Here is a 23,650-nt window from a genome sequence, read left to right on the forward strand (position 1 = left end):
CGGCGGTGGCGTGAAGGCACCCGCGGGGTCATTGGCCGGTGGGAAGCCGGTGGCGGAGTCGTTGGGCAGCGCGAAGGCCCCGGTGACCTCGTACGGCTCCGATCGCGGGGCACGCGGCTGCGGCCCGTCGGTACGCCGTGGCATGGGAGCCCACTGGCCTGTCACCTCGGGCTGATCGGGCAGCGAGGGCCAGCCTGGCGGCTCTGCCTGCTCGTCAGGTCCCCAGAAAGCGCTACCGTTCCCCCGTTCATCCCCGTCATCGGATCCACCTGTGCCGTGGCGGCCCATGGCTGCCCTTTCTTCCGGTTACAGTGGCCGCCAATCTTCATAACACCTTTACTACACCGCTGTCACAGCAATCCCGCTAGTCGTACCCCAAATCGGGAAAATATCACTTAAATCGGGACAACTCATCACCCAAAGTGATCCCACCCGCGTTGCCCAATTTCACGCCCATACACCATGACCCCGTCACCCTCGACCACCCGGCCGACGATCTGCCACGGCGCCGGCAACCGTACCCCCGCCGGAAATGTCGCCGCCAGAGCGTGATCCTCGCCACCCGTGAGCACCCACTCCAGCGGATCGGCCCCGAGTTCCTTGGCCGCCGCCGCCACCGGCTCCGCCACCGCGAACGCCTGGGGATCCAGCTCGATCCGTACGCCGCTGTCCTCGGCGATGTGACCCAGGTCCTGCAGCAGGCCGTCGCTCACGTCCAGCATCGCGCTCGCGCCCAGCTCGGCCGCCTGCGGCCCGGACGCGTACGGAGGACAGGGCCTGCGATGCCCCTCCACGGCCGCGCGCAGCGGCGCGGAGTCCACCGGCGCGCCGGCCTCCAGCAGCGCCCAGCCGGCGGCGGAGTAGCCGAGCCGGCCCGCCACCGCCACCACATGCCCCGGCCTGGCGAAACAGCGCCGCACCGGCGCCCGGCCACCGAGGTCGCCCAGCGCGGTCACCCCGATGACGACCAGGTCGCAGCGGGTGATGTCACCCCCGGCCACGCTCGCCCCGACCGCCGCGCACTCGTCGGCGAACCCGTCGGTCAGCGTGTCGAGCCACTCCAGGGGCAGGTCGGCCGGGATGCCGAGCCCCACCACGATGGACGTCGGCGTCGCGCCCATGGCGGCCACGTCGGCCAGGTTCTGAGCCGCGGCCTTGCGGCCCACGTCGTAGCCGCTGGACCAGTCGCGGCGGAAATGCCGGCCTTCGAGCAGCAGGTCCGTCGAGACCACCACGCGCCCGTCGGGCGCGCTGAGGATGGCGGCGTCATCACCCGGACCGAGGATTACCGCCGCACCCTGGGGCAGACGTCCGGTAATCCGACTTACCACACCGAATTCGCCGAGATCTCCGACTGTGATGACGCACCTCCTGACGCACACAGGGTACGGTGGCCATTCGGCGTGATCCAATCGCCCGGGAGGACGTTATGGTGCAGGCCTACATCCTTATCCAGACCGAGGTCGGCAAGGCCGCCGCCGTGGCCCGTGAGATCGCCGGGATTCCCGGGGTCACGCAGGCCGAAGACGTGACGGGGCCCTACGACGTCATCGTGCGCGCTGAGGCCAACAACGTCGATGAGCTGGGCAAGCTCGTCGTGGCCCAGATTCAGGCGGTGGAGGGCATCACCCGTACGCTGACGTGTCCGATCGTCCATATTTGAAGGTAGTCGTCGCATGCGTGCCGCCGCCGTCCTGCTCGTTCTCCTTGGCCTCGCCGGTTGCGGCGGCACCATCCAGGTCGAACCGCCCGTTCCGCAGGGCGAGGCGGTGGCGGCCTGCGACAAGCTCGCCACCCTGCTGCCCAGGACGCTGGACGGTGACGAGCGCAGCACATCCACGCCCGAGTCGCCATATGTCGCCATCTGGGGTGCGGGCACCATCGCGGTGCGCTGCGGCGTGCCCCGGCCCGCCAGGATGGCGCCCACCGACCGGCTCCAGGAGATCAGCGGCGTGGGCTGGTTCGCCGATCCGGAAAAGCCCGCGTTGTTCACCGCCGTCACCGACACCGCGTACGTGGAGGTCACGGTAGGCGGCGAGCACGTCGCCGCCGAGGTGCTCGCCGACCTGTCGAAGCCGGTCGCCCAGATCGGGTGACGCACGGGCCCCTCATCGAAGGCCGGGCGACCGCGACAGGGCGAGCTGGACGAGCCGGTCGACCAGCGCCGGATAGGACACCCCCGAGGCCGCCCAGAGCTGCGGCGCCACCGACAGCGACGTGAAGCCGGGCATGGTGTTGATCTCGTTGAAGACCAGCTTGCCGTCGGGCGTGTAGAAGAAGTCCACCCGCGCGAGCCCCTCGCAGTCGAGGGCGTCGAACGCGCGCACGGCCATCGCCCGCAGCTCCTCGGCCGTCTCCTCGGGGATGTCGGCGGGCACGGTGAGCGACATCTGGTCGGGGTAGTACTTCGCCTCGAAGTCGAAGAAGTCCTGGCCGCCCTCGACCCGCACCTCGCCGGGCAGCGACGCGACGGCCGGCTCGTCGCCCGGCGACTGCAGGACCGCGCACTCGATCTCGCGGCCGGCGATCGCGGCCTCGATGAGCACCTTGGGGTCGTGCTGCCTGGCGAACTCGACGGCCGCCTCCAGCTCCGACTGGTCCGTGGCCTTGGAGATGCCCTGCGACGAGCCCGCCCTGGCCGGCTTGACGAACACCGGGTAGCCGAGCTCCCCGGCCTCCTTGAGCACGCGGTCGCGGTTGAGCCGCCAGTCGCGGTCGCGTACGACCACGTAGCGGCCCGTCGGCAGCCCCTCGGCGGCCATGACGGTCTTCATGTGGGCCTTGTCCATGCCGACGGCGCTGGCCAGCACGCCGGAGCCGACGTAACGCACGCCGGCCATCTCCAGCAGCCCCTGGATGGTGCCGTCCTCGGCGAACGGCCCGTGCATCACGGGGAACACCACGTCGACCTCGCCCAGCTCCACCGGGATGCTGCCGGGGTCGTAGGCCACCAGCGCGTTGCCGCCGGAGGGCAGCGCCAGCGCCGCTCCCGTGGTGTCGACGACCGGCAGCTCGCCGGCCTCGATGGCGTACCGCTGGTCGGAAGCGGCCAGCACCCACCTGCCGTCCTGGGCGATCCCGATGGGGATCACCTCGTACTTGCTCCTGTCGATCGCATCCAGAACGCTGCCCGCGCCCATCAGGGACACGGCATGCTCGGAATTGCGGCCTCCGAAAACGACGGCGACGCGTGGCTTGCTCATGGTGTCCGAATCTACCGGGGTGTCCGGGTCACAGCGAGCCGAGCACGCCGGAGCCGGGTCATTCTCACAGCCCGTAACGCTCCGGTTTGGGGGAACGGGACATGAGCAACATGCCCGCCTCGGCCGGTGACACCCCGTCGTGGACGACCCCGACGACGACCTCGGTGATCGGCATCTCCACGTCGTGCTTTCTGGCCAGCTCAAGGACGGACTCGCAGGATTTCACGCCCTCGGCGGTCTGCCTGGTGGCGGCCACGACCTCCTCCAGGGTCATGCCCCTGCCGAGGTTCTCGCCGAAGGTACGGTTGCGGGACAGCGGTGACGTACACGTGGCCACGAGGTCGCCCATGCCGGCGAGCCCCGCGAACGTGTGCGGGTCGGCCCCGAGCGCGGCGCCCAGCCGGGAGATCTCGGCCAGCCCCCTGGTGATGAGCATGGCGCTGACGTTGTCGCCCATGCCCATGCCCGCGGAGACACCCACGGCCAGCGCGATCACGTTCTTGACGGCGCCGCCGAGCTCGACCCCGACCACGTCGGGGTTGGTGTACGGGCGGAACCACGGCGGCAGGTGGCAGATCGCCTGGAGCCGCTCGGCGACCGACTCGTCGGTGCAGGCCACCACGGTGGCGGCGGGCTGGCGCTGGGCGATCTCCTTGGCCAGGTTGGGGCCGGAGACGACCGCGACGCGCTCCTCGGGCACCTCGGCCACCTCGCGGATCACCTCGCTCATCCGTTTGGTCGTGCCCAGCTCGACGCCCTTCATGAGGCTGACCAGGACGGCGTCCTTGGGGATGTACGGGCGCCAGGCGGCCAGGTTGGGCCGCAGTTGCTGCGACGGCACGGCCAGCACCACGAAGTCGGCCCCGTGGAGCGCCCGCTCGGGGTCGGTCGTGGCCCGCATCGTGGCCGGAAGTCGCAGGTCGGGCAGGTAGTCGGGATTGACGTGGTCGCGGTCGATCGCCTCGACCAGCTCCGGCCTGCGCCCCCACAGCGTGACCTCGTTGCCCGCCTCCGCCAGGATCATGGCGAACGTGGTGCCCCACATGCCCGTACCGAATACGGCAACCTTCGTCATGCCATCACCGTCCAGCGGGATCGTAGGGAGTCTCCGGGGCCCTCTCGCCCCGGAGCTCGGCGAGCTGAGCGGTGATCGCCGCCATGATGTCGGCCGTCGCCTCGCGCAGCACGTCGGCGTGCGGTGACTTGCCCGCGTATTTCGACAGGTCCACCGGCGGCCCCACGGTCACGTGGAACGTCTTGCGGGGGAACAGCCTGGGCTTCTTCTCTCCGTACGGCAGCAGCTCCTGAGCCCCCCAGTGTGCCACCGGGATCACCCGCGCGCCGCTCTCCAGCGCCAGCCGCGCCACGCCCGTCTTGCCCACCATGGGCCACAGTCCTGGATCGCGGGTGCACGTGCCCTCCGGGTAGAACAGGATCGCGCAGCCGTCGTCGAGCCGCTCCGCCGAGACGCGCAGCGACCTGGCGGCCTCGCTGCTGTCGCGGTCGACGGGGATGGCCAGCAGCCCCCGCACGGCCTTGCCCAGGAGGGGCACCTTGAACAGCGCGGACTTGGCGAGAATGACCGGCCAGCGGCCGTTGTTGTAGAGGAAGTGCGTGAGCAGGATGGGGTCGGCCCAGGAGAGATGGTTGGCGGCGATGATCACGCCGCCGGTGCGGGGCATGCGATCCCCGTTGCGCCAATCTCTCTTGACCAGGAGCCGCGACAGGGGTTTCACGATGACTACTGCCAGGGTTTCCCAGAAACGCGATGGTCGCGTGGGGCGGCTCATGGTCTCCTCCAGCAGGTGCGGGCTGCGCCCCAAGTCTCCCGGTTGGCCGCTTGGGATGTCGAGGCGCGATGCTTAAGCCTATGAGCAACCGCTGGTCACTGGTCATTCCGGTGAAGACGCTGGTCGCGGCGAAGACGCGGCTGGCCGCCGCGACGGGCCCGCACCGCACCAGGCTGGCCGTCGCCGTGGCGAGTGACACGGTGGCGGCGGCGCTGGGCTGCCCGCTGGTCGCGCGGGTGATCGTGGTCACGGCCGACCCCGCCGCCGCGGGGCCGCTGGGCGCGCTGGGCGCCGACGTGGTGCCCGACCCCGATCGCGGGCTGAACACCGCCCTGCGTACGGGTGCCGCGCACGCCACGCGACTGGCGCCCGGCGACGCGGTGGGGGCGCTGCAGGCCGACCTGCCCGCGCTGCGGCCGGCCGAGCTGGGGCTGGCGCTGGCGGCCGCGGCCGAGTTCGACCAGTCGTTCGTGCCGGACGCGCTCGACGTGGGGACGACCTTTTACGGGGTACGGCCGGGGGTCCCGTTCGCGCCGCGGTTCGGCGGGGAGTCGCGGGCCAAACACCTGGCCGGTGGGGCGAAGGAGCTGTGCGTGCCGGGGATCGACTCGGTCAGGCGCGACGTGGACACGCCCGACGACCTGCGCGCGGCCATCGCGCTGGGGCTGGGCGCGCACACGGCGGCGGTCGTACGCGAACTGTGGCCGGACGCCTGACCCTCATCCGGTCGTTCTCTTGATGGCGGGGGCGGTGACGACGGCGAGGTAGGACAGGCCGAGGCTCATCTGGGCGATGTCGAAGAACACGCTGCCCACGCCCAGCACCAGCGCGACCGCGTACAGGTGGGGCAGGCCCAGCGCCCCCTGCCAGGCGGCGGCCGGGACGCTCAGCAGCGCCACGCCCCTGACCAGGTCGGACCAGACCAGGATCGGACGGCGCCGCCACCGGTCCACCCAGACCCCGGCGGGCAGCCCCACCACTAGGAACGCGGCCGTCTGGACGGCGGACAGCAGGCCGAGCTGGAGGGCGCCGGCGTGCAGCGTGAGCACGGCGGTCAGCGGCAGGGCGACGATCGTGACCTGGGTGCCGATCTGGGTGACGCCGTTCGCCCAGACGAAGCGCCGGAAATCGCCCCGCGGGCCCATGCCGGTGATCCTGCGTGCTCGCCGCGCCGGCCGGCAACCGATTACTCTGGTCGCGTGCAGGCGACCGTACGCAGCTTCGACGAGACCACGCGCTCGGGCACCGTCTTTCTCGACGACGGAAGCGTCCTCGCGTTCGGCACCTCCGCCTTCGACGCCGGCCCGCTGCGGCTGCTGCGTTCGGGTCAGCGGGTCAATCTCGTGGCGTCCGGCGGGGAAATCACCTACATCACCTTGTCCACCTTTCCCGTGCCGGACGCCTGAAATGCGGAACGCCCGGGCCGTGGCCCGGGCGTGCTGGTCCGCTGGATTTACTTCTTCTTACCTATTTTCTTGCCGCCCTCGTTGACCAGGTCCTTGAAATCGGAACCGGGCCGGAACTTGGGCGCCCAGCTCTCCGCGACGTTGATTTCCGCGCCGGTCGACGGATTGCGGGCGGTGCGGGCGGGCTTGTGCACCATCTCGAACGCCCCGAAGCCTGTGATCGAGACCTTGTCGCCGGCGGCGACGGCCTTCTGGATGGCCTCGATGACCGCATTTACGGCCTCGGTGCCCGTCTTCCTGTCGCCCACCCGATCCGCGATGGCGTCGACGAGTTCTCGCTTGTTCATGAAAGTCCTGCTCCCCCAGTTACGGCTCGGGGTTCCAGCTCACGACTTCGACGTAGAAACCCCTTACGCGCTTGAAAGTAGGCGGGATCGCGGGGGAACTCAATCACCGTGCGTGTTTTCGCCCTCGCGTGGCGTGTCGAGCGGCCGGTCAAGGGCCTCCAGAAACGCCTCCAGCCGGACGGCCGCCCTTTCGGGATCCCGCTTGGCCAGATCGCAGATGGCGAGGTAGCGGCGCGCGACGCGTTCCTTCTCGCCGGCGTCTCCGGTGGCGGGCAGCAGGCGGACGCGGCGGTGCGCCTCGCGCAACCGCCGCGCCAGTTCGTCGTCTTCTAGACGGTCGTCGGCAGCCATGGCTGCCGACCATTCTCGTACGTGGCCACATCCTCGGCGTGACGCAGGGTCAGCCCGATGTCGTCGAGCCCCTCCATGAGCCGCCAGCGGGTGTAGTCGTCGATCTCGAACGCGACGGTCTCGCCGGCCCAGCGGACCTGGCGTTCGGCCAGGTCGACGGTGATCTCCAGCTTCGGGTCGGCCTCGACGGCGGCCTGCAGGGCCTCGACCTCGTCGCCGGGCAGGATGACCGGGAGCAGGCCCATCTTGGTGGAGTTGTTGCGGAAGATGTCGCCGAAGCGGGCGGCGATCACGACGCGGAAGCCGTACTGCTGCAGTGCCCATACGGCGTGCTCGCGGGAGGAGCCGGTGCCGAAGTCGGGACCCGAGACGAGGATCGAGCCGCCCTCGTAGGAGGGGTCGTTGAGGACGAAGGTCGGGTCCTCGCGCCAGGCGGCGAACAGGCCCTTCTCGAAGCCGGTGCGGCTGACCTGCTTGAGCCAGACGGCCGGGATGATCTGGTCGGTGTCGACGTTGCTGCGGCGCAGCGGCACCGCCGTACCGGTGTGGGTGGTGAAGGCGTCCATCGGTTTCGTGTCCTTACAGGTCTGCGGGGGCGGTCAGGCGGCCGGTGACGGCGGTCGCGGCGGCGACCTGCGGCGACACCAGGTGGGTGCGGCCACCCTTGCCCTGGCGGCCCTCGAAGTTGCGGTTGGAGGTGGAGGCGCTGCGCTCGCCGGGCGCGAGGGTGTCGGGGTTCATGCCCAGGCACATCGAGCAGCCGGCCTCGCGCCACTCGGCGCCCGCGGCCTTGAACACCTCGTGCAGGCCCTCCTGCTCGGCCTGCAGCTTGACCAGCATCGAGCCGGGCACGATCAGCGTGCGGGTCTTGACGTGGCGGCCGCGCAGGATCTCGGCGGCCGAGCGCAGGTCCTCGATGCGGCCGTTGGTGCACGAGCCGACGAAGACGGTGTCCACCTCGATCTCACGCAGCGGCGTGCCGGCGGTCAGGCCCATGTACTCCAGGGCGCGCTCGGCGGCCGAGCGCTCGACCGGGTCGGCGAAGGAGTCGGGGGCGGGGACGGTCTCGCCCAGCGGCAGGCCCTGGCCCGGGTTGGTGCCCCACGTCACGAACGGCGTCAAGGTCGTGGCGTCGATCTCCACGACCTTGTCGAACACGGCGTCGTCGTCGCTGCGCAGCGACTTCCAGTATTCGACGGCCTGGTCCCACGCCTCGCCCTCCGGCGCGTGCGGGCGGCCTTTCAGGTAGTCGAACGTGGTCTCGTCCGGCGCGATCATGCCGGCGCGGGCGCCCGCCTCGATCGACATGTTGCAGACCGTCATGCGGCCCTCCATGGAGAGCTTGCGCACGGCCTCGCCACGGTATTCGACGATGTAGCCCTGGCCGCCGCCGGTGCCGATCTTGGCGATGATCGCCAGGATCAGGTCCTTGGCCGTGACGCCCGCGGGCAGCTCGCCGGAGACCTCGATGGCCATCGTCTTCGGCCGGTACGCGGGCAGCGTCTGCGTGGCCAGCACGTGCTCGACCTCGGAGGTGCCGATGCCGAACGCGATGCCGCCGAACGCGCCGTGCGTCGAGGTGTGGGAGTCGCCGCAGACGATCGTCATGCCCGGCTGGGTCAGGCCGAACTGCGGGCCGATGATGTGGACCACGCCCTGGCCGGCGTCGCCCATCGGATGGAGCCTGATGCCGAACTCGGCGGCGTTCTTGCGGAGGGTCTCGACCTGCGTCTTGGACACGGGGTCGGAGATCGGGCCGAGCACGGTCGGGACGTTGTGGTCCTCGGTCGCGATCGTGAGGTCGGGCCGCCGAACCTTCCGGCCGGCGAGACGGAGCCCGTCGAACGCCTGCGGGCTGGTCACCTCGTGGATGAGGTGCAGGTCGATGTAGAGCAGGTCCGGTTCGCCCTCGGCGCGCCGGACTACGTGTTGCTCCCAGACCTTCTCGGCCAGTGTGCGGCCCATGATCTCCTCCTTGAGATTCCTCCGACTTGCTTTCTCATATGTCGAGACTGCAGTATCGGTGTATGGACAACTCTAGCGGAGTCGGAGTACTGGACAAGGCAGTTCTGGTACTCAATGCGCTGGAAGCGGGACCCGCTTCACTGGCGCAGCTCGTTCAGGCCACCGGCCTGGCCCGACCCACTGCCCACCGGCTTGCCGTCGCTCTCGAGCACCACCGCATCGTGAGTCGCGACACACAGGGCAGGTTCGTCTTGGGCCCACGGCTGTCCGAGTTGTCCACCGCGGCCGGCGAGGACCGGCTGCTGGCGGTGGCCTCGCCCGTCCTGATGCAGTTGAGGGACCTGACCGGGGAGAGTGCGCAACTCTACCGCCGCCAGGGCGACGAGCGCGTCTGTGTGGCGGCGGCGGAGCGGGCGAGCGGCTTGCGCGACACGGTGCCCGTCGGTTCGGCGCTGCCGATGACGGCGGGGTCCGCGGCGCAGATCCTGCTGGCGTGGGAGGAGCCCGACCGGCTGCACCGCGGGTTGCGCGGCGCCAAGTTCACCGCCGCCACCCTGGCGTCGGTGCGGCGCCGGGGCTGGGCGCACAGCGTGGGCGAACGCGAGCAGGGGGTGGCCAGCGTCTCCGCGCCGATAAGGGGCAGTGGTGGCAAGGTGATCGCGGCCGTGTCCGTCTCCGGGCCCATCGAACGGCTGACGCGGGCCCCCGGGCGGCTCCACGCCGTACCCGTGATGGCGGCCGCGGAACGCATCACGGAGGCGATGCGTCGCACGTCATGATCAGCAAAAGGATGTATTTGGGGAGCCGAGTGCCGCGTCGGCGCACTAGCCTGAGTGCGTGACAGATCGCATCGAGGTAGCCGCCACTGAGCTGCGACCCCTGCTCGAAGAGTTCATCCTGTGGGCGCGTTCGAACGCGCCCGGAAGTGACCCCGAGCTCGTGGGGCCCGCCGCACTGTGGCACCGTCTCGCCTTCTCGCAGGATCTCGGCACGTGGAAGCGTGCCGACCTGCGCAACCTGCTGCTCGACCGCATGCCCAAGGTCGTGGAGGATCCCGACGCCGCCGCGGACGGGATGCTCCCGGCCGTGGACGCGTACCTGACGTTCCTCTCCCAGACGGGCAGGCTGGCGCAGGGCTCCGACTCCCTCGCCGATCTGCAGGCCGAACTCGACGACGTCGAGGACGAGTTCGTCGACCTCATGGAGGAACTCCTCGAAGATTCCGAGGGCGACGACGAGGAGGATGAGACCGGCGACCTGGGCGACTTCGAACAGTTCGCCGACGAGCTGGCCGAGCTCGACACGATCCGGCTGCGGCCGGACACCGAGCTGGCCACGGCCGCCCGCGAGGTGCCGCTCATCGCCAAGGCGCGCGACCTGGCCGTGTGGGTGGGCTCGGGCCGGCGGGTGGGCGAGGACACACTGCTCACCGACGCCGAGGTCGAGGAGGCGCTGACCGCGACCGGGCTGCCCAGGCCGGAGACCGACGGTCCCATCGCCGAGGCCGTACCCCAGTTGTGGAACATCTGGAACCTGGCCGTCGACCTGGAGTTCCTCGAACCGGGCGACGGCAGCACGGTGGCGGTCCAGGACGACACGGCGGAGTGGCCGTTCGACGACGACGAGGACGTGCTCGACGCCTGGATGCTCGGGCTGCACTCGGTCGACTACGGCGACCCGGAGCTGGACGACGAGGACCTCACGATGGCCCTGGCGGGCCTGACGCGGGGCCTGCTGGTCCGGCTGCTGCTGGCGGGCGGCTCGCGCGATCTCGACGAGCTGGCGCGGGAGCTGTCCGAGGCGGCCGCCGACCTCGACGAGCTGGGCGGCGACGCGTGGGAGGCGGCGGGCGACCCGCTGGCGCCCGCGATCGACTGGCTGATCGGCTACGGCATGGTCGAGGTCCAGGGCCGCACCCTGAGCCTCACGCCGCTCGGCACCGAGGGCGTCGTCCACCTGGTCGACGACGCCGACATCGAGGTGGACGCCAGGCCCGCGATCGAATCCATGAGCGCTCACGAGCTGCTGGCGCTGAGCGCCGAGCTGCCCGAGGAGGAGGCCGACGCGGAGTTCGCGGCCTGGATGCGACTCCGCGAGCCCGCCAAGGCGGCCGAGGAGCTGCTGGAGGCGGCGGCCGAAGACGAGAGCGACGCGCTGATCAGGGTGCAGGCGGCGAGCGTGGTCGGCACGCTGGGCGACGCCGCCACGCCGGCCTGGCAGGCGGCGCTCAAACAGCCGTCGCTGCGGCCGTACGCGGCCACGCATCTGAGCCAGCTCGGCATCGAGGGCGCGCCGGAGCCCACGCAGGACGACACGCACTGGCTGATCCTGGACATGTGGACGATCTCGGCGGGGCTGGGGCGTTCGGAGTTCGTGAGCAGCCTGCGCGACATCGGGCCGGACATGGTGAACAGCCTGCTGGAAGTGATCTGGAAGATCCCGCACGCGCATGTGGAGGAGCTGCTGGATCTGATCTCGCAGGTCCACCCGGACAAGCAGATCGCGAAGACGGCCCGCCGGGCGCTGTTCAAGGCCCGTTCGGCCGGATCGGCCTGACTCCACGGAAGCCCCCGCCGCTGCTCGGCGGGGGCTTCTCTTTTCGCTACGGTGCCGGGCTTTCGCTCTTTTACGTTCACAGGCGGCCGGCCCCACCCGCCGACCGGGGCCGGGCCCCGTCCAGGGAAACGCTCCTCCGGTTCACCGGCCGGGCGCCGTTACGTGCGCTACGTGGGCCGTGTTTCGGGGCGGAAAAGCGAAACGCTCCGGGCGGTGAGCTCCGGAGCGATGGGTGAAGACGTAGTCCCGACCGGATTCGAACCGGCGCTACCGCCTTGAGAGGGCGGCGTCCTGGGCCACTAGACGACGGGACCTTCGCGAGCTTGTGGCAGTGGTAGTCCCGACCGGATTCGAACCGGCGCTACCGCCTTGAGAGGGCGGCGTCCTGGGCCACTAGACGACGGGACCCTGTCCACAAGCTGTTTTGCCGGGCCTCCCCGGCAACGCAGGTAACTCTACCGCACCCGGAAGACCACACCAAACCGCTTATCAGCCCATCAGATCGGGCCTGTGGCGGCGTACCCAGTCGCCCATCGGGCCGCGTTCCCACAGCGGATCGAACTCCCCGAGCGGGATCGACACCTCCGGCCTCCCCGAGGCGGGGTCGACGGGGACGCGGGACAGGCGCTCCCGCATCCAGCCGGGAATCCTGGGCGGCACGACGCGCTCGCCCCAGCCGATGAGGCCGGCGGAGCGGAGCGGCCGCACTCCCGCCCGCGCCCCGCCGGGACGGCCGACGCGGCGGGGATTGGCGAGCTGGGTGTCCACGACGTCGATCCTGGTGATGTCGGGCCAGCGGAGATTGACGCGGAAGCCGTGCGAGTCGGTCAGCTCGACGCCGTCGGCGGAGAAGCGGGCGACGGTGCCGGTGGTCAGACGGCGGTATTTGGCGGCGAGCACGGCGACGAGGGCCGCGGTCGCGAGCGCGCCGACGGCGATGCCGCCCGGGGTGCTGCCGGTGAAGATCGCGCCGAGCAGGAGGCAGACGGCGAAGAACAGGACGAGCGGGGCGATGAACGGGGCGAGGAAGCGCGGGAAGGTGCCCGCGCGAATACGAAATTCAGCCATGAGTGGGGCCGGACTCTACCCGATGGCCCAGATCAGCACAGGGCGGGGTCATTCGGCGAGGAGGCCGCGGCGGTAGGCCTCGCCGACGGCGGCGGCGCGGTCGCGGACGTCGAGTTTGGCGTAGATGTGCAGCAGGTGCGTCTTGACGCTGGCCTCGCTGATGAACAGCTCGGCCGCCGCCTGCCTGTTGGTCGCTCCCCCCGCCACCAGGCGCAGCACCTCCAGCTCGCGCTTGCTCAGCCGCCCTCTGGCGGGCCTGCGCAGGTGTTCGGCCAGGCGGCCGGCGACGGCGGGGGCGAGGACGGTCTCGCCCCGGTGGGTGGCGTGGACGGCGCGGATCAGTTCCTCCGCCGGGGCGTCCTTCAGCAGGTAGCCGCTGGCGCCCGCCTCCAGCGCGGGCAGGACGTCGGTGTCGAACGTGGTCAGCACCAGCACCCGGGGCCCGGTGCCGCGCAGGCGGCGGATGGCGCTCATCCCGTCGAGGCCGGGCATGCGCAGGTCCATGAGGATGACGTCGGGCCGGAGCTCGGCGGCCAGGCGCACGGCCTCCTCCCCGTCGGCCGCCTCGCCGACGACCTCCAGGCCGGGCTCGCCGCTGAGGGCCGCGCGCAGGCCGTCGCGCACGATCGGGTGATCGTCGGCGATCAGGAGCCGCATCGGTCCCTCCCTGTCGGCGTGGTCACAGCCTCTCATGATCGCCGCCGTCCGCCGGGACCGCGGGTACGGCCGCGGCGATGGCCGTGCCGTGGCCGGGGGCCGACTCGATGTCCAGGGTGCCGCCGAGGCCGCGTACCCGTTGCCGCATGCCGTCCAGCCCGAAGCCGTCAGCGGGCTTCTGCGGGGCGAAACCGGTTCCGTCGTCTCGGACGTCGAGGAGGATGGTTTCGTCCGTGTACGAGAGAGTCAGGGCCGTCCTGGTGGCTCTGGCGTGTTTGGCGACGTTGGCCAGGGCCTCTTGGGCGACCCGGAACAGGGCGGTCTCCACGTCGGCCGACAGTGCGACGGGCGTGCCGGTGATCTCGACCCGGAGGTCCACGCCCGCGGCGTCGGCCCAGGAGCGGGCCATCCGGCCGAGCGCCTCCGGCAGCCGCGCGTCCTCCAGGGGTTCGGGGCGCAGCGCGTGCACCGACCTGCGGACCTCGGACAGCCCACGACGGGCCAGCTCGGCCGCCCGGTCGAGATGGAGCCGAAGAGGTTCGTTCCGGGGATCACGTTGGGCATCGCGTTGGGCATCGTGCTGGGCATCGTGCTGGGCCGTGCGGGTGGCGGCGTCGAGTTGGCCGATCAGGGCGACCAGGTCCTGGGCCAGCGTGTCGTGGATCTCGCCGGCCATGCGGTGTCGTTCGTCCTGGACGCCGGCGTTCCTGGCCTGGTCGAGGAGTCTGGCGTGCAGGTCGGCGTTCTCGTCCATGGCGGCGCGCAGTCGTTCGACCAGGCGGCGGCGTTTGTCGTGTTCGGCGGCGACGTACCAGCCGGCCAGGACCAGGGGGCCGGCGACGCCGGCGATCACGCTGAACAGGGTGGCCTGGGCTCCCGGGCCCGCCTGGGAGGCCACACTGGCGACGGCGGTGAGGGTCACGCCGGCCATGACCAGCCGGGCCGGGAGCATGGCGATGGCCAGCGGGTAGCCGACCGAGGCGAACACCACGAAGGCGGTGCTCTGAACGGCCAGCGCCGTGGCGAGGGCCAGCAGGGCCAGGTAGTGGCCGATGACGAGCGCCCGGCGCGTGTCGCGGCGCGGGTACAGCCATGGGACGGGCGCCAGCCAGAGGGCGGCGGCCAGGGCGAGCGCGGGCCACGGCACGTCCGGCCATGACATGTCCGACCAGGACAGGTCCGGGCTGGGCACATCCGGCTGGGGCGCGGCCGGGCCGGTGGAGGCCGGGGTGCCGGTGATCGTGGCCGCCGTCGAGGAGATCGCGAGCAGCCCGTACGCGTACGCCGCGAAGACCCAGCGCTCGCGGCCGTCGATCCAGCTCATGAAGCCAAGCCTGGCACGGACATCAACCGATCGGTGGATGCCCGCCATCGACCGGATCTCCAGCCGGGCGGGCGATGTGCCGCCTTCGTGACCTCGGCGAACATCGAGGCATGAACGAACCGACCCGCAGAACCGCCTTCCAGCTCGCCGCCGTCGCAGGCGCCGGGGCCGCCACCACCTCGTTCGCCGCCAAGCGGAAGGAGGTGACCACCTTCCTCTTCGTGACCGGCTCGAACGGGGTGGCCACGGCCGATCCGGAGCTGACGTTGCGCGGCCACCGCGCCCTGGGCGTGGGCCTGCCGGGGCACGGGCCCGAGGAGCAGTTCCACCGCGCCTACCAGGCGCCGCAGGACCTGGCGAAGCTGGCCACGATCCCCTCCCCCGTGTCCGGCGTGACGCTGGACGACTATGTCGAGGCCACCGAGAAGGCCGTGCGCCGCGCGGCCGAGCACGGCCCGGTGATCCTGGTGGGCGGCAGTCTGGGCGGATCGACGATCACGAAGGTGGCCGACGCCGTGCCTGATCTGGTCGATCTGCTGGTCTACGACGCCGCCTACTGCTGTACGAAGCTGAGTTCGCCGGCCGCGTACCTGGAGACCCCGGAGGGGAAGGCGAGCCTGGCGACCAGCATCGTGTCGGGCCTGGTCGGCGACCCCCGGGTGCTCAAGGCGATCCGGGTCAACTGGCGGACGAACGACGAGAAGTTCCTCAAGGCGGCCAAGGCGGCGTACATGGCCGACGGGACCGACGGAGAGCTGCTCGCCATGCTGAACTCGCTGCTGCCGGACGAGAGCCTGCAGGTGTCGAGCGCCGACGCCCGGGGGCGCGCGCAGGCGTGGGGGCGGGTGCCGCGGGTGTACATCAGGCATTCGCGCGACATGGTGCTCCCGATCGCGCTGCAGGACCGGATGATCAGGGAGGCGGACGCGGCCACGCCGGGCAACAAGTTCAGGGTCTTCACGGTGGAGGCGTCGCACGCGCCGACGGCCAAGGCCTATGCGCGGATCACGGAAATTCTGCACCGGCTGGCGAAATGAAAAAACGGACATCTCCGGGGGAGATATCCGCTCAATGCTGGGGTACCAGGACTCGAACCTAGACTAACTGAACCAGAATCAGTCGTGCTGCCAATTACACCATACCCCACCGCCCTGGACTCCTTCGCGGAGTGCGCTTGGCGACGTCCGAAAGAATAGCCCAGCTCGGGGGCTAAGACCAAAACGATTGCCGAACCGGTCCTCCACCACCCCCGGCAGGCGTCCGGCCGTGCCAAGCTGAAGAGGACAAAACACCACGTGGAGGAGCCCAACCGTTGGCCGAGAATCCGTTCTTCGCCCCTAGCGAGCTGCCATACGAGCTGCCGCCTTTCGCCGACGTCCGCGAGGAGCACTACCTGCCCGCGTTCGAGCGCGGCATGGCCGTGCAACTGGCCGAGGTCGACGCGATCGCGAACAGCACCGAGCCGCCGACGTTCGACAACACGATCGCCGGACTCGAGCGGTCGGGGCGGGTCCTCGACCGCACGGCCACGGTCTTCTTCAGCATCGCCTCGTCCAATTCGAGCGACGGCGTCATGGAGATCGAGAAACAGATCTCTCCCCAGCTCACCAGGCACAACGACGCGATCCGGCTCAACCGGGCGCTGTGGGCCCGGATCAAGCAGGTCACCGCGGAGGGCCCCGAGGAGTCCTGGCTGCTGGAGAAGTACCGGGACGACTTCATCAGGGCGGGCGCCGACCTGTCGGAGCCGGAGCAGGACCGGCTGCGCGCGCTCAACGAGGAGCTGTCGAAGCTCTCGACGGAGTTCGCGCAGAGCCTGCTGAAGGCGTCCACCGAGTCGGCGCTGGTGGTGCACGACCCGAAGGAGCTCGACGGCCTCGACGCGGCCAGGGTCGACTCGCTGCGCCAGGACGACGGCACATACGTCCTGCCGCTGCTCAACTACACCGCCCAGCCGGCCTTGGCGCAGCTCACGGACCGCGACGTACGCCGCCGCCTCTACGAGCTGAGCGTGGGCCGGGCGCCGGGCAACTTCGAGCGCGCGGCCAGGATGGCGGCGCTGCGGGCCGAGCGGGCGGCGCTGCTCGGGTTCCCCAGCCACGCCGCCTACTCGGTGGCCGACCAGACGGCCAAGAGCGTCGAGGCGGTCGAGGAGATGCTCGGCCAGCTCGTCGGCCCCGCCGTGCGCAACGCGAAGAAGGAGGCCGAGGCGCTCGCCGAGCAGGCCGGGTTCGCGATCGAGCCGTGGGACTGGTCGTACTACTCGGAGAAGGTGCGGCAGGCCCGCTACGACTTCGACGGCGCGGCGATGCGGCCGTACTTCGAGCTGAACCGGGTCTTCCGCGACGGCGTGTTCTTCGCGGCCACCAAGCTGTACGGCGTCACCTTCGCCGAGCGGCCCGATCTGGGTGGATATCACCCTGACGTGACCGTGTTCGAGGTGTTCAACGAGGACGAGACCCGGCTCGGGCTGTTCGTGCTCGACCCCTACGCCAGGGCGGGCAAGCGCGGCGGCGCGTGGATGAACAACCTGGTCGACCAGTCGTTCCTGTTCGCGCTGCGGCCGGTCGTGATGAACAACCTCAACGTCACCAAGCCCGCCTCGGGGCCGACGCTGCTGACGTACGACGAGGTGAACACGGCCTTCCACGAGTTCGGCCACGCGCTGCACGGGCTGTTCTCGCAGGTGCGCTACCCGCGCGTGTCCGGCACCAGCGTGCCGCGTGACTTCGTCGAATACCCGTCGCAGGTCAACGAGATGTGGGTGACCTGGCCCGAGGTGCTGGCCAACTACGCCAAGCACCACGAGACCGGCGAGCCGATGCCGGCCGAGCTGGTGGAGAAGCTGCAGGCGGCCGAGAAGTTCAACCAGGGCTTCAAGACCGTCGAATATCTGGCCGCGACGCTGCTCGACTGGTCCTGGCACAAGCTGGCGCCCGGGGAGACGGTGAGCGACCCCGAGGCGTTCGAGGCCACCGCGCTGGAGGCCGCCCAGATCGCCTTCCCGCCGGTCAGGCCGCGTTACCGGACCAACTACTTCCAGCACATCTTCGCGGGCGGCTACAGCGCCGGCTACTACTCCTACATCTGGAGCGAGGTGCTCGACGCGGAGAGCGTGGAGTGGTTCAAGGAGAACGGCGGGCTCACCAGGGCGAACGGTGACCACTTCCGGCGGGAGCTGCTCTCGCTCGGCGGCAGCCTCGACCCGCTGACCGCCTTCCGCAACTTCCGGGGGCGTGAGGCGAGCATCCAGCCGCTGCTCGCCCGGCGCGGCCTCATCTGAAGTCTCCAGCCTGCTCGGTGGCCCACTGCGCGAACGTGGACTATCGCGGGACGTTCAGTTCCTCGATTCTCTGGTGGAGCCATTCTTTCTCGGCCCGGCTCGACGCCCGGGCGACCACGAGCATGCCGCGCCGGTACGGGTCGGGCTCGTCCTTGATCCGCACCGGCCGGCCGCCCTCGTGGAAGAAGCTCGCGGGCGCCTCCAGGAAGGCCAGCCTGCGACCGAGCACCGCCGCCTGGTCGGCCGGGTCGGGCAGCGCCGACAGGAACGCCAGGAGCGCGAAGAACCGGGCCTGGTCGCTGATGTCGAGGTCGGCCGGGTCGCGCAGGCGGCGTAGCAGCTCCTCGCGACCGCCGGCGGTGATCGTCAGCACCTGCCTGCGCGCGGCCGCCGCCCCCTCCTCCTCGTGCCGTTCGAGCAGGCCCTTCGCCTCCAGCCTGGAGATCGCCGGGTAGAGCGCGCCGTCGCTGACCGGGCGCAGGTGGCCGGTCAGGGCGGCGAGGCGGGACTTGAGCTCGTAGCCGTGCATCGGGCTCTCGTTGAGGAATCCCAGGATGGTGAGGGTCAGGTCACCGCCGCTTGCCATGGGGTGCATCGTAACGCTATACCTCTAAACGATATATATCGAAACGAGGTATTGTCATGATCCGGCTGGCCCTGCCCATCTACGTGGAGTTGCTCACCGCCGTGGTCGCGGTGGGCGTGATCGACCTGCTCTGGGTCTCCGGCCTCGGCGAGGCGGCGATCGCGGCGGTCACGGTGGGCACGACGGTCGAATACCTGGCGTACGGGCTGTTCCTGGCCGTGCCGACGGGCGTCACCGTGCTGGTCGGGCGGCGCGACGGGCGAGAGCCGCTGGGGCCTGTGATCAGGACGGGCCGGCTGCTGTGGCTCGGTCTCTCCGCCGCCATCGCCGTGCCGGGGGTGCTGCTGCGTGAGCCGCTGGCGGCGCTGTTCACCGACGCGCCCGCGCTGACGGCCGGGTTCCTGCTGGTCTCGCTGGGCGGGCTGCCCGTCTACTTCGCCCAGACCGTCGTGGACGGGATCCTGAAAGGACGGGGGGACACGAGGTCGCCCATGCGCCACGCGCTCCTCTGCAACGGGCTGGTGATCGTGCTGGACCCGGTGTTCATCTACGGACTCGACATGGGCGTGCAGGGGGCGGCGGTGGCCACGGTGGTCGCGCGGGCGATCACGCTCGCGATCGCCCTGCGGTCCGTGACCGGGCTGGGCGGCCAGGAGCCCCCGGCGGGCCGGCGCCTGGTGACCGGTGAGGTGGTCAGGGCCGGGCTGCCGATATCCGGAGATTTCCTGGCTCGTGCCCTGGTGGGGATGGCGCTGGTCGAGATCGTGGCCGGGTACGGCACGGCGGCGGTGGCCGGCTACGGGATCGGGCAGAAGATCATGCTGGCCGGGGTGATGGCGTTCTACGCGCTACGGCAGGCCGCGATGATCCGTACCGCCCGGGCCGAGGCCACCGGGTCGCCGCTGCTGCTCGGACTCGGGTCGGGCGCGGCGGTCGCGATCGTGCTCAACGTGGTGGCCGCGCCGGTCGCCGGGCTGTTCACCGGCGATCCGGCCGTGGCCGTGGAGTTCCTGCGGTGGATGACGCTCTACCTGGTGCCCTTCGGCGGGCTGATCGCCGCCGGCGGGGTGCTCCAGGCGAGCGGAAGGGGCAGTCGCCTGCTCGCCGCCACGCTGGCGGGTTTCGCGGTGCAACTGCCCCTCGCGTACGTGCTGAGCGCGTGGCTCGGCCTGACCGGGGTGTGGCTGTCGATGGCCGCCGGGGCGGCCGTCAGCCTCGCAGGCGTGACAGTGCGGCGCGCAGGCGGTCTTGAGCCCGCTCGCGGCCCAGCACCTCGATCGACTCGAACAGCGGAAGGCCCACCGTCCGGCCGGTGATCGCCACGCGGACCGGAGCCTGGGCCTTGCCGAGCTTGAGCCCGTGGGCCGTGCCGACCTCCTCCAGAGCCTGCTTGAGCGACTCGGGGTCCCAGTTGACGGACTCGACGCGCTCCAGGAAGCCGGTCAGGATCTCCTCGGGCGCGTTCTTCATCGCCTTGTCCCAGGACGCCTGGTCGAAGACCGGCTCTTCGAGGAAGAGGAAGTCGACGTTCTGCCGGATCTCCGACAGCACCGAGATGCGGGTCTGGGCCAGCTCGGCGACCTTGCTGAACAGCTCGCGGTCCCAGGAGTCGTCGAGGTAGGGCGCGCAGCGCTCCTCGAACGTCTCCAGCGGCAGCGCCCGGATGTATTCGCCGTTGAAGGCCCGCAGCTTCTTCTCGTCGAAGAAGGCGTTGGACGGGTTGACGTCCTCGAACCGGAAGAGCTGCACCATCTCCGACCACGGCAGGATCTCGCGGTCCTCGCCGGGGCCCCAGCCGAGCAGCATGAGGTAGTTGACGATGGCCTCGGGAAGGTAGCCCTCCGCGCGGTAGTCCTCCAGCGCCACCTTGTCGCGCCGCTTGGACAGCTTCTTGCGCTGCTCGTTGACGATCACCGGCAGGTGCGCCCAGACCGGCGGGGTCGCGCCCAGCGCGGGCCAGAGCAGCTCCTGGCGGGCGGCGTTGGGCAGGTGCTCCTCCCCGCGCGCCACGTGCGTGATGCCCTGCGTGATGTCGTCGACGGCGTTGGCCAGCACGTAGAGGGGAGACCCGTCGCTGCGCGCGATCACGAAGTCTTCCTGCGCGTTGTTCGGGAACTCCACCTTGCCGCGCACCAGGTCGTTGACCACCGTGGCGCCGTCGTCGGGCGTGCGGAAGCGGACCGCGCCCGCGGTGAGCCCGCGCTCGCGGCAGTGGCCGTCGTAGCCCTTCTCCTTGGAGCCGGTGCGCTCCTGGACCTGCTCGCGGGTGCAGTCGCAGTAGTAGGCCAGGCCGTCGGCCAGCAGCTTGGCCACCGCCTCGCGGTGCTGCGGCTCGTAGGCCGACTGGAAGTAGGGGCCCTCGAACACCGGGTTGGTGCCGTTGATGCCGATCCAGTCGAGCGCCGAGATGATGCCCTCGGTCCACTCGGGCCGGTTGCGGGTGGCATCGGTGTCCTCGATGCGCAGGATGAACCGCCCCTCGGACCGTTCGGCGACCGCCCAGTTGAACAGCGCGGCGCGGGCGCTGCCCACGTGGAACATGCCGGTTGGTGACGGGGCGAACCGCACCCGTACGTCAGTCACGGGAGACCACCTTGTTCGTGAGTGTGCCGATGCCTTCGATGCCGACGCTGACCTCGTCACCGATCTCGAGCGGGCCGACGCCCGCCGGGGTGCCGGTCAGGATGACATCGCCGGGGATCAGCGTCATGACCGCGCTGACATAGGCCACCAGCGCGGGGATGTCGTTGACGAGCTGGCTCGTGCGTCCGCTCTGCCGGATCTCGCCGTTGACCGTGGTCGTCAGCGCCAGATCGCTCGCGTCGAGGTCGGTCTGGATCCACGGCCCCAGCGGGCAGAACGTGTCGAACCCCTTGGCGCGGGTGAACTGCACGTCCTTCTTCTGCAGGTCGCGGGCGGTGACGTCGTTGGCGCAGGTGTAGCCGAAGATGACGTCCTTGACCCGCTCGACCGGCACCTCCCGGCAGAGCCTGCCGATCACCACGGCCAGCTCGCCCTCGTAGTCGACGCGGTCGGACAGCGATGTGGGATAGGCGATGTGCTCGCCGTGGCCGATCACCGTCGTGGACGGCTTCATGAAGATGAGCGGCTCGTCGGGCACCTCGTTGCCCAGCTCGGCCGCGTGCTCGGCGTAGTTTCTGCCGATGGCGACGACCTTGCTCGGCAGCATCGGGGCCAGCAGCTTCACCTGGGACAGCGGGAAACGTTCGCCGGTGAACTGGACCTGTCCGAACGGGTGGCCGGAGATCGCGGAGATGAACTCCTCACCGGGACCGCCCTCGACCACGCCGAACGTGACGCCTTCGCCTGTGGAGAACCTCGCAATACGCACCCGCCAAGGCTATCGCCGCCGCCGGAAGGGTCCGCCCAATTTCTCGCGTGGCGTGGACGGCACCTGGGGGGCGGGCGGTGGCCGCGTTAGCCTGGAGCCCGCACTTTCCACACGAGAGGGGTCTCCGTTGTCCGTCGTGAAGATCAACGTCCTGAGCGTGCCCGCCGAGATGCGCGAGGAGCTCGAACGGCGCTTCGCCAACCGGGCGGGGATGGTGGAGTCGGCCGACGGGTTCGAGTGGTTCGAGCTGCTGCGGCCGGTCGAGGGCACGGATCGCTACCTCGTCTACACCCGCTGGCGCAGCGAGGAGGACTTCCAGACGTGGCAGCAGGGGCAGGCCTTCCAGCGCGGGCACGCGCAGGCCGCCCAGGGCGCGCAGGGTCACGGGCACGGCCAGGGACCGGCGGCCACGGGCTCCGAGGTGTGGTCCTTCGAGGTCGCCGAATCGGCCGCTCCCAAGGCGTAGCCCTAGGACCATGGGCCGATCTCGCCCTGCGACCATCGGCCGATCTGGCGGCGGGGGCACCTGACGACACTGGTCGGATGGTCTCCACCTCCACCACTCGCGTGGTGGGCGCGCGTCCCTTTCTGGTCGGGATGTTCGTCGACGCGCTCGGCAACGGGCTCTACCTGCCCCTGACCCTGCTGTTCATCCACGAGGTGACCGGCCTGCCCATGACGACCGTCGGGCTGGGGGTCACCGTGGCGGCGGTCGTGGGGCTGGCCGCCAACCCGGTGGCCGGGATCCTCATCGACAGGTTCGACGCGCGCCGTGTCCTGATGGCCACGTACGTGCTGCGGGCGGTGGCGTTCGCCGCCTATCCCCTCGTGGACGGGTTCGTGTCCCTGATCGCGGTCGCCGCGGTGGTCGCCGTCGGGGACCGCGCCTACTACCCGGCCTCGGGCAGCTATATCTCCGTCCTGGCGGAGGGCGCGGCCAGGGACCGGCTGTACACGCTGATCGCGACCGCCAGGAACGCCGCCTTCGGCCTGGGCGGCCTGCTGTCGGCCGGGGTGGTATCCATCGCCGGCGCCACGGGGTTCGCGATCATCGCGCTGGTGAACGCGGCCAGCTTCGCCGTGGCGACCGCGTGCCTGGTGCTGTCGGGCCGGCGGGCACCGGCCGCTCCGCCCGGGCGGCCTGGAGGCTACCGGGAGGTGTTCGCCGACCGGCCCTTCGTCGGCCTGGTGGTGGCGGAGCAGGCGTACACGCTGATCCACGTGATCCTGCCGGTCGCCATGCCGGTGTACGCGGTCACGGTGCTCGGTGTCTCGCCCGCGCTCCTGGGCGTCCTGTACGCGATCAACACGGTCCTCGTGGCGGCGGGCCAGCTCCCGGTGCGGCGGTGGCAGCGTCACTCACGCCGTACGCACGCCATGGCGCTCAGCGGCCTGATCATGATGCTGGCCTGCGCCGCGTACGCCGCCACGGCGCTGCTTCCCGCCGGGCCCGCCCGCGTCGCCGGGCTGCTGGTGGCCACGCTCGTCCTCACCCTCGGCGAGCTGACGCACACCACGCCCGGCTGGGCCCTCGCGGCCGCCGCCGCACCGCCCGCGCTCCGGGGCCGCTACCTGGCGATCTACCAGCAGACCTGGGCGGTGGCGGCGGTCGTCGCGCCCGCCGGGTTCTCCGCGATCCTCGGCGCGGCGCCGGCGATGTTGTGGGTGACGCTGGCCGTCCTGGTGGGTCTGGCCGCGCTCGCCCTGCTCCGCCTGTCCCGCCGCCTGCCACCCGGCGCCGTGGCCGCGCCCGGCGCTTGAG

26 protein-coding genes and 3 tRNA genes are annotated in these 23,650 nt (G+C 70.7%); 11 read left to right on the forward strand and 18 right to left on the reverse strand.

The features are described from left to right. Positions 1–413 precede the first annotated feature (413 nt). Entirely contained in the window at positions 414–1,361 is a 948-nt protein-coding gene (locus C4V41_RS28630; protein ID WP_103959262.1) for a thiamine-phosphate kinase, read from the reverse strand. 68 nt (positions 1,362–1,429) lie between these two features. Here C4V41_RS28630 and C4V41_RS28635 point away from each other — a divergent pair, with 68 nt between their 5' ends. Both C4V41_RS28635 and C4V41_RS28640 read left to right on the forward strand, forming a co-directional pair. Further along, on the forward strand, positions 1,430–1,663 hold the full coding sequence (locus C4V41_RS28635) for an Lrp/AsnC family transcriptional regulator (protein ID WP_103959051.1): 234 nt from the start codon (positions 1,430–1,432) through the stop codon (positions 1,661–1,663). 13 nt (positions 1,664–1,676) lie between these two features. Continuing rightward, a complete protein-coding gene (locus C4V41_RS28640) occupies positions 1,677–2,096 on the forward strand; it encodes a DUF3515 family protein (RefSeq protein WP_103959052.1) in 420 nt (139 codons plus the stop codon). Between the two features lie 12 nt (positions 2,097–2,108). Here the strand turns inward: C4V41_RS28640 and C4V41_RS28645 are convergent, their stop codons facing one another. The 3 genes from C4V41_RS28645 to C4V41_RS28655 form a co-directional block, all read right to left on the reverse strand. Continuing rightward, positions 2,109–3,203, reverse strand: a complete 1,095-nt coding sequence (locus C4V41_RS28645; protein WP_103959053.1) for a D-alanine--D-alanine ligase family protein — start codon at positions 3,201–3,203, stop codon at positions 2,109–2,111. Positions 3,204–3,267: 64 nt separating this feature from the next. Next, positions 3,268–4,278, reverse strand: coding sequence for an NAD(P)H-dependent glycerol-3-phosphate dehydrogenase (locus C4V41_RS28650; RefSeq protein WP_103959054.1), 1,011 nt, complete (start codon positions 4,276–4,278; stop codon positions 3,268–3,270). A gap of 4 nt (positions 4,279–4,282) precedes the next feature. Then, positions 4,283–4,885 (reverse strand): lysophospholipid acyltransferase family protein, encoded by a 603-nt coding sequence (locus C4V41_RS28655; RefSeq protein WP_235030439.1) that lies wholly within the window; start codon positions 4,883–4,885, stop codon positions 4,283–4,285. A 188-nt stretch (positions 4,886–5,073) separates the two neighbouring features. Between C4V41_RS28655 and cofC the strand changes: the two genes are divergently transcribed. Next, on the forward strand, positions 5,074–5,709 hold the full coding sequence (gene cofC / locus C4V41_RS28660) for a 2-phospho-L-lactate guanylyltransferase (RefSeq protein WP_103959055.1): 636 nt from the start codon (positions 5,074–5,076) through the stop codon (positions 5,707–5,709). Positions 5,710–5,712: 3 nt separating this feature from the next. On the opposite strand, the gene C4V41_RS28665 is transcribed toward cofC, so the two are convergent. Next, the gene (locus C4V41_RS28665) at positions 5,713–6,138 is read right to left on the reverse strand and encodes an MFS transporter (protein WP_103959056.1); all 426 of its coding nucleotides are present in this window, start codon (positions 6,136–6,138) and stop codon (positions 5,713–5,715) included. Between the two features lie 54 nt (positions 6,139–6,192). On the opposite strand from C4V41_RS28665, the gene C4V41_RS28670 reads away from it, so the two are divergent. After that, a complete protein-coding gene (locus tag C4V41_RS28670) occupies positions 6,193–6,399 on the forward strand; it encodes a hypothetical protein (RefSeq protein ID WP_103959057.1) in 207 nt (68 codons plus the stop codon). Between the two features lie 47 nt (positions 6,400–6,446). On the opposite strand, the gene C4V41_RS28675 is transcribed toward C4V41_RS28670, so the two are convergent. The 4 genes from C4V41_RS28675 to leuC all read right to left on the reverse strand — a co-directional run bounded on the left by C4V41_RS28675 (position 6,447) and on the right by leuC (position 9,062). Beyond that, positions 6,447–6,746 (reverse strand): HU family DNA-binding protein, encoded by a 300-nt coding sequence (locus C4V41_RS28675; RefSeq protein ID WP_103959058.1) that lies wholly within the window; start codon positions 6,744–6,746, stop codon positions 6,447–6,449. 99 nt (positions 6,747–6,845) lie between these two features. Then, positions 6,846–7,097, reverse strand: coding sequence for an SCO5555 family protein (locus C4V41_RS28680; RefSeq protein WP_103959059.1), 252 nt, complete (start codon positions 7,095–7,097; stop codon positions 6,846–6,848). Further along, positions 7,076–7,663, reverse strand: coding sequence for a 3-isopropylmalate dehydratase small subunit (gene leuD / locus C4V41_RS28685; RefSeq protein ID WP_103959060.1), 588 nt, complete (start codon positions 7,661–7,663; stop codon positions 7,076–7,078). Before leuD ends, C4V41_RS28680 begins: the two co-directional genes overlap by 22 nt. Before the next feature lie 13 nt (positions 7,664–7,676). Then, a complete protein-coding gene (gene leuC, locus C4V41_RS28690; protein WP_103959061.1) occupies positions 7,677–9,062 on the reverse strand; it encodes a 3-isopropylmalate dehydratase large subunit in 1,386 nt (461 codons plus the stop codon). A gap of 62 nt (positions 9,063–9,124) precedes the next feature. Between leuC and C4V41_RS28695 the strand changes: the two genes are divergently transcribed. Continuing rightward, complete coding sequence (locus C4V41_RS28695; protein ID WP_020543978.1) at positions 9,125–9,841, forward strand: IclR family transcriptional regulator; 717 nt, start codon at positions 9,125–9,127, stop codon at positions 9,839–9,841. A 58-nt stretch (positions 9,842–9,899) separates the two neighbouring features. Further along, positions 9,900–11,618, forward strand: coding sequence for a hypothetical protein (locus C4V41_RS28700; protein ID WP_103959062.1), 1,719 nt, complete (start codon positions 9,900–9,902; stop codon positions 11,616–11,618). Positions 11,619–11,859: 241 nt separating this feature from the next. Here C4V41_RS28700 and C4V41_RS28705 read toward each other — a convergent pair. The 5 genes from C4V41_RS28705 to C4V41_RS28725 all read right to left on the reverse strand — a co-directional run bounded on the left by C4V41_RS28705 (position 11,860) and on the right by C4V41_RS28725 (position 14,667). Beyond that, a tRNA-Glu gene (locus tag C4V41_RS28705) sits at positions 11,860–11,932 on the reverse strand. Positions 11,933–11,950: 18 nt separating this feature from the next. Further along, a tRNA-Glu gene (locus C4V41_RS28710) sits at positions 11,951–12,026 on the reverse strand. An 81-nt stretch (positions 12,027–12,107) separates the two neighbouring features. Next, positions 12,108–12,686, reverse strand: a complete 579-nt coding sequence (locus C4V41_RS28715; RefSeq protein WP_103959063.1) for a hypothetical protein — start codon at positions 12,684–12,686, stop codon at positions 12,108–12,110. Between the two features lie 48 nt (positions 12,687–12,734). Continuing rightward, positions 12,735–13,343, reverse strand: coding sequence for a response regulator (locus C4V41_RS28720; RefSeq protein WP_103959064.1), 609 nt, complete (start codon positions 13,341–13,343; stop codon positions 12,735–12,737). A 22-nt stretch (positions 13,344–13,365) separates the two neighbouring features. After that, entirely contained in the window at positions 13,366–14,667 is a 1,302-nt protein-coding gene (locus tag C4V41_RS28725; RefSeq protein ID WP_160150417.1) for a sensor histidine kinase, read from the reverse strand. A 110-nt stretch (positions 14,668–14,777) separates the two neighbouring features. On the opposite strand from C4V41_RS28725, the gene C4V41_RS28730 reads away from it, so the two are divergent. Continuing rightward, positions 14,778–15,704: an alpha/beta fold hydrolase gene (locus tag C4V41_RS28730; RefSeq protein ID WP_103959066.1), complete on the forward strand. Its 927-nt coding sequence runs from the start codon at positions 14,778–14,780 to the stop codon at positions 15,702–15,704. A gap of 37 nt (positions 15,705–15,741) precedes the next feature. On the opposite strand, the gene C4V41_RS28735 is transcribed toward C4V41_RS28730, so the two are convergent. Beyond that, positions 15,742–15,813: transfer RNA gene (locus C4V41_RS28735), tRNA-Gln, on the reverse strand. Between the two features lie 166 nt (positions 15,814–15,979). On the opposite strand from C4V41_RS28735, the gene C4V41_RS28740 reads away from it, so the two are divergent. Further along, a complete protein-coding gene (locus C4V41_RS28740; RefSeq protein WP_103959067.1) occupies positions 15,980–17,950 on the forward strand; it encodes a M3 family metallopeptidase in 1,971 nt (656 codons plus the stop codon). A 40-nt stretch (positions 17,951–17,990) separates the two neighbouring features. Here the strand turns inward: C4V41_RS28740 and C4V41_RS28745 are convergent, their stop codons facing one another. Beyond that, positions 17,991–18,536, reverse strand: coding sequence for a PadR family transcriptional regulator (locus C4V41_RS28745; RefSeq protein ID WP_103959068.1), 546 nt, complete (start codon positions 18,534–18,536; stop codon positions 17,991–17,993). A 56-nt stretch (positions 18,537–18,592) separates the two neighbouring features. Here C4V41_RS28745 and C4V41_RS28750 point away from each other — a divergent pair, with 56 nt between their 5' ends. Further along, positions 18,593–19,852: an MATE family efflux transporter gene (locus C4V41_RS28750; RefSeq protein ID WP_103959069.1), complete on the forward strand. Its 1,260-nt coding sequence runs from the start codon at positions 18,593–18,595 to the stop codon at positions 19,850–19,852. Here the strand turns inward: C4V41_RS28750 and gltX are convergent. Further along, a complete protein-coding gene (gene gltX, locus C4V41_RS28755) occupies positions 19,746–21,119 on the reverse strand; it encodes a glutamate--tRNA ligase (RefSeq protein WP_103959070.1) in 1,374 nt (457 codons plus the stop codon). The two genes, C4V41_RS28750 and gltX, sit on opposite strands and share 107 nt — an antisense overlap. After that, positions 21,112–21,888, reverse strand: coding sequence for a fumarylacetoacetate hydrolase family protein (locus tag C4V41_RS28760; protein WP_103959071.1), 777 nt, complete (start codon positions 21,886–21,888; stop codon positions 21,112–21,114). Before C4V41_RS28760 ends, gltX begins: the two co-directional genes overlap by 8 nt. Before the next feature lie 127 nt (positions 21,889–22,015). On the opposite strand from C4V41_RS28760, the gene C4V41_RS28765 reads away from it, so the two are divergent. Together C4V41_RS28765 and C4V41_RS28770 are read left to right on the forward strand one after the other, a co-directional pair. After that, a complete protein-coding gene (locus C4V41_RS28765) occupies positions 22,016–22,354 on the forward strand; it encodes an antibiotic biosynthesis monooxygenase family protein (protein WP_103959072.1) in 339 nt (112 codons plus the stop codon). A gap of 77 nt (positions 22,355–22,431) precedes the next feature. Next, the gene (locus C4V41_RS28770) at positions 22,432–23,649 is read left to right on the forward strand and encodes an MFS transporter (RefSeq protein ID WP_103959073.1); all 1,218 of its coding nucleotides are present in this window, start codon (positions 22,432–22,434) and stop codon (positions 23,647–23,649) included. Position 23,650: the final 1 nt, after the last annotated feature.

The sequence above is a fragment of the Nonomuraea solani genome (assembly GCF_900108335.1).
In the GTDB taxonomy this organism is placed as follows: Bacteria; Actinomycetota; Actinomycetes; order Streptosporangiales; family Streptosporangiaceae; genus Nonomuraea; species Nonomuraea solani.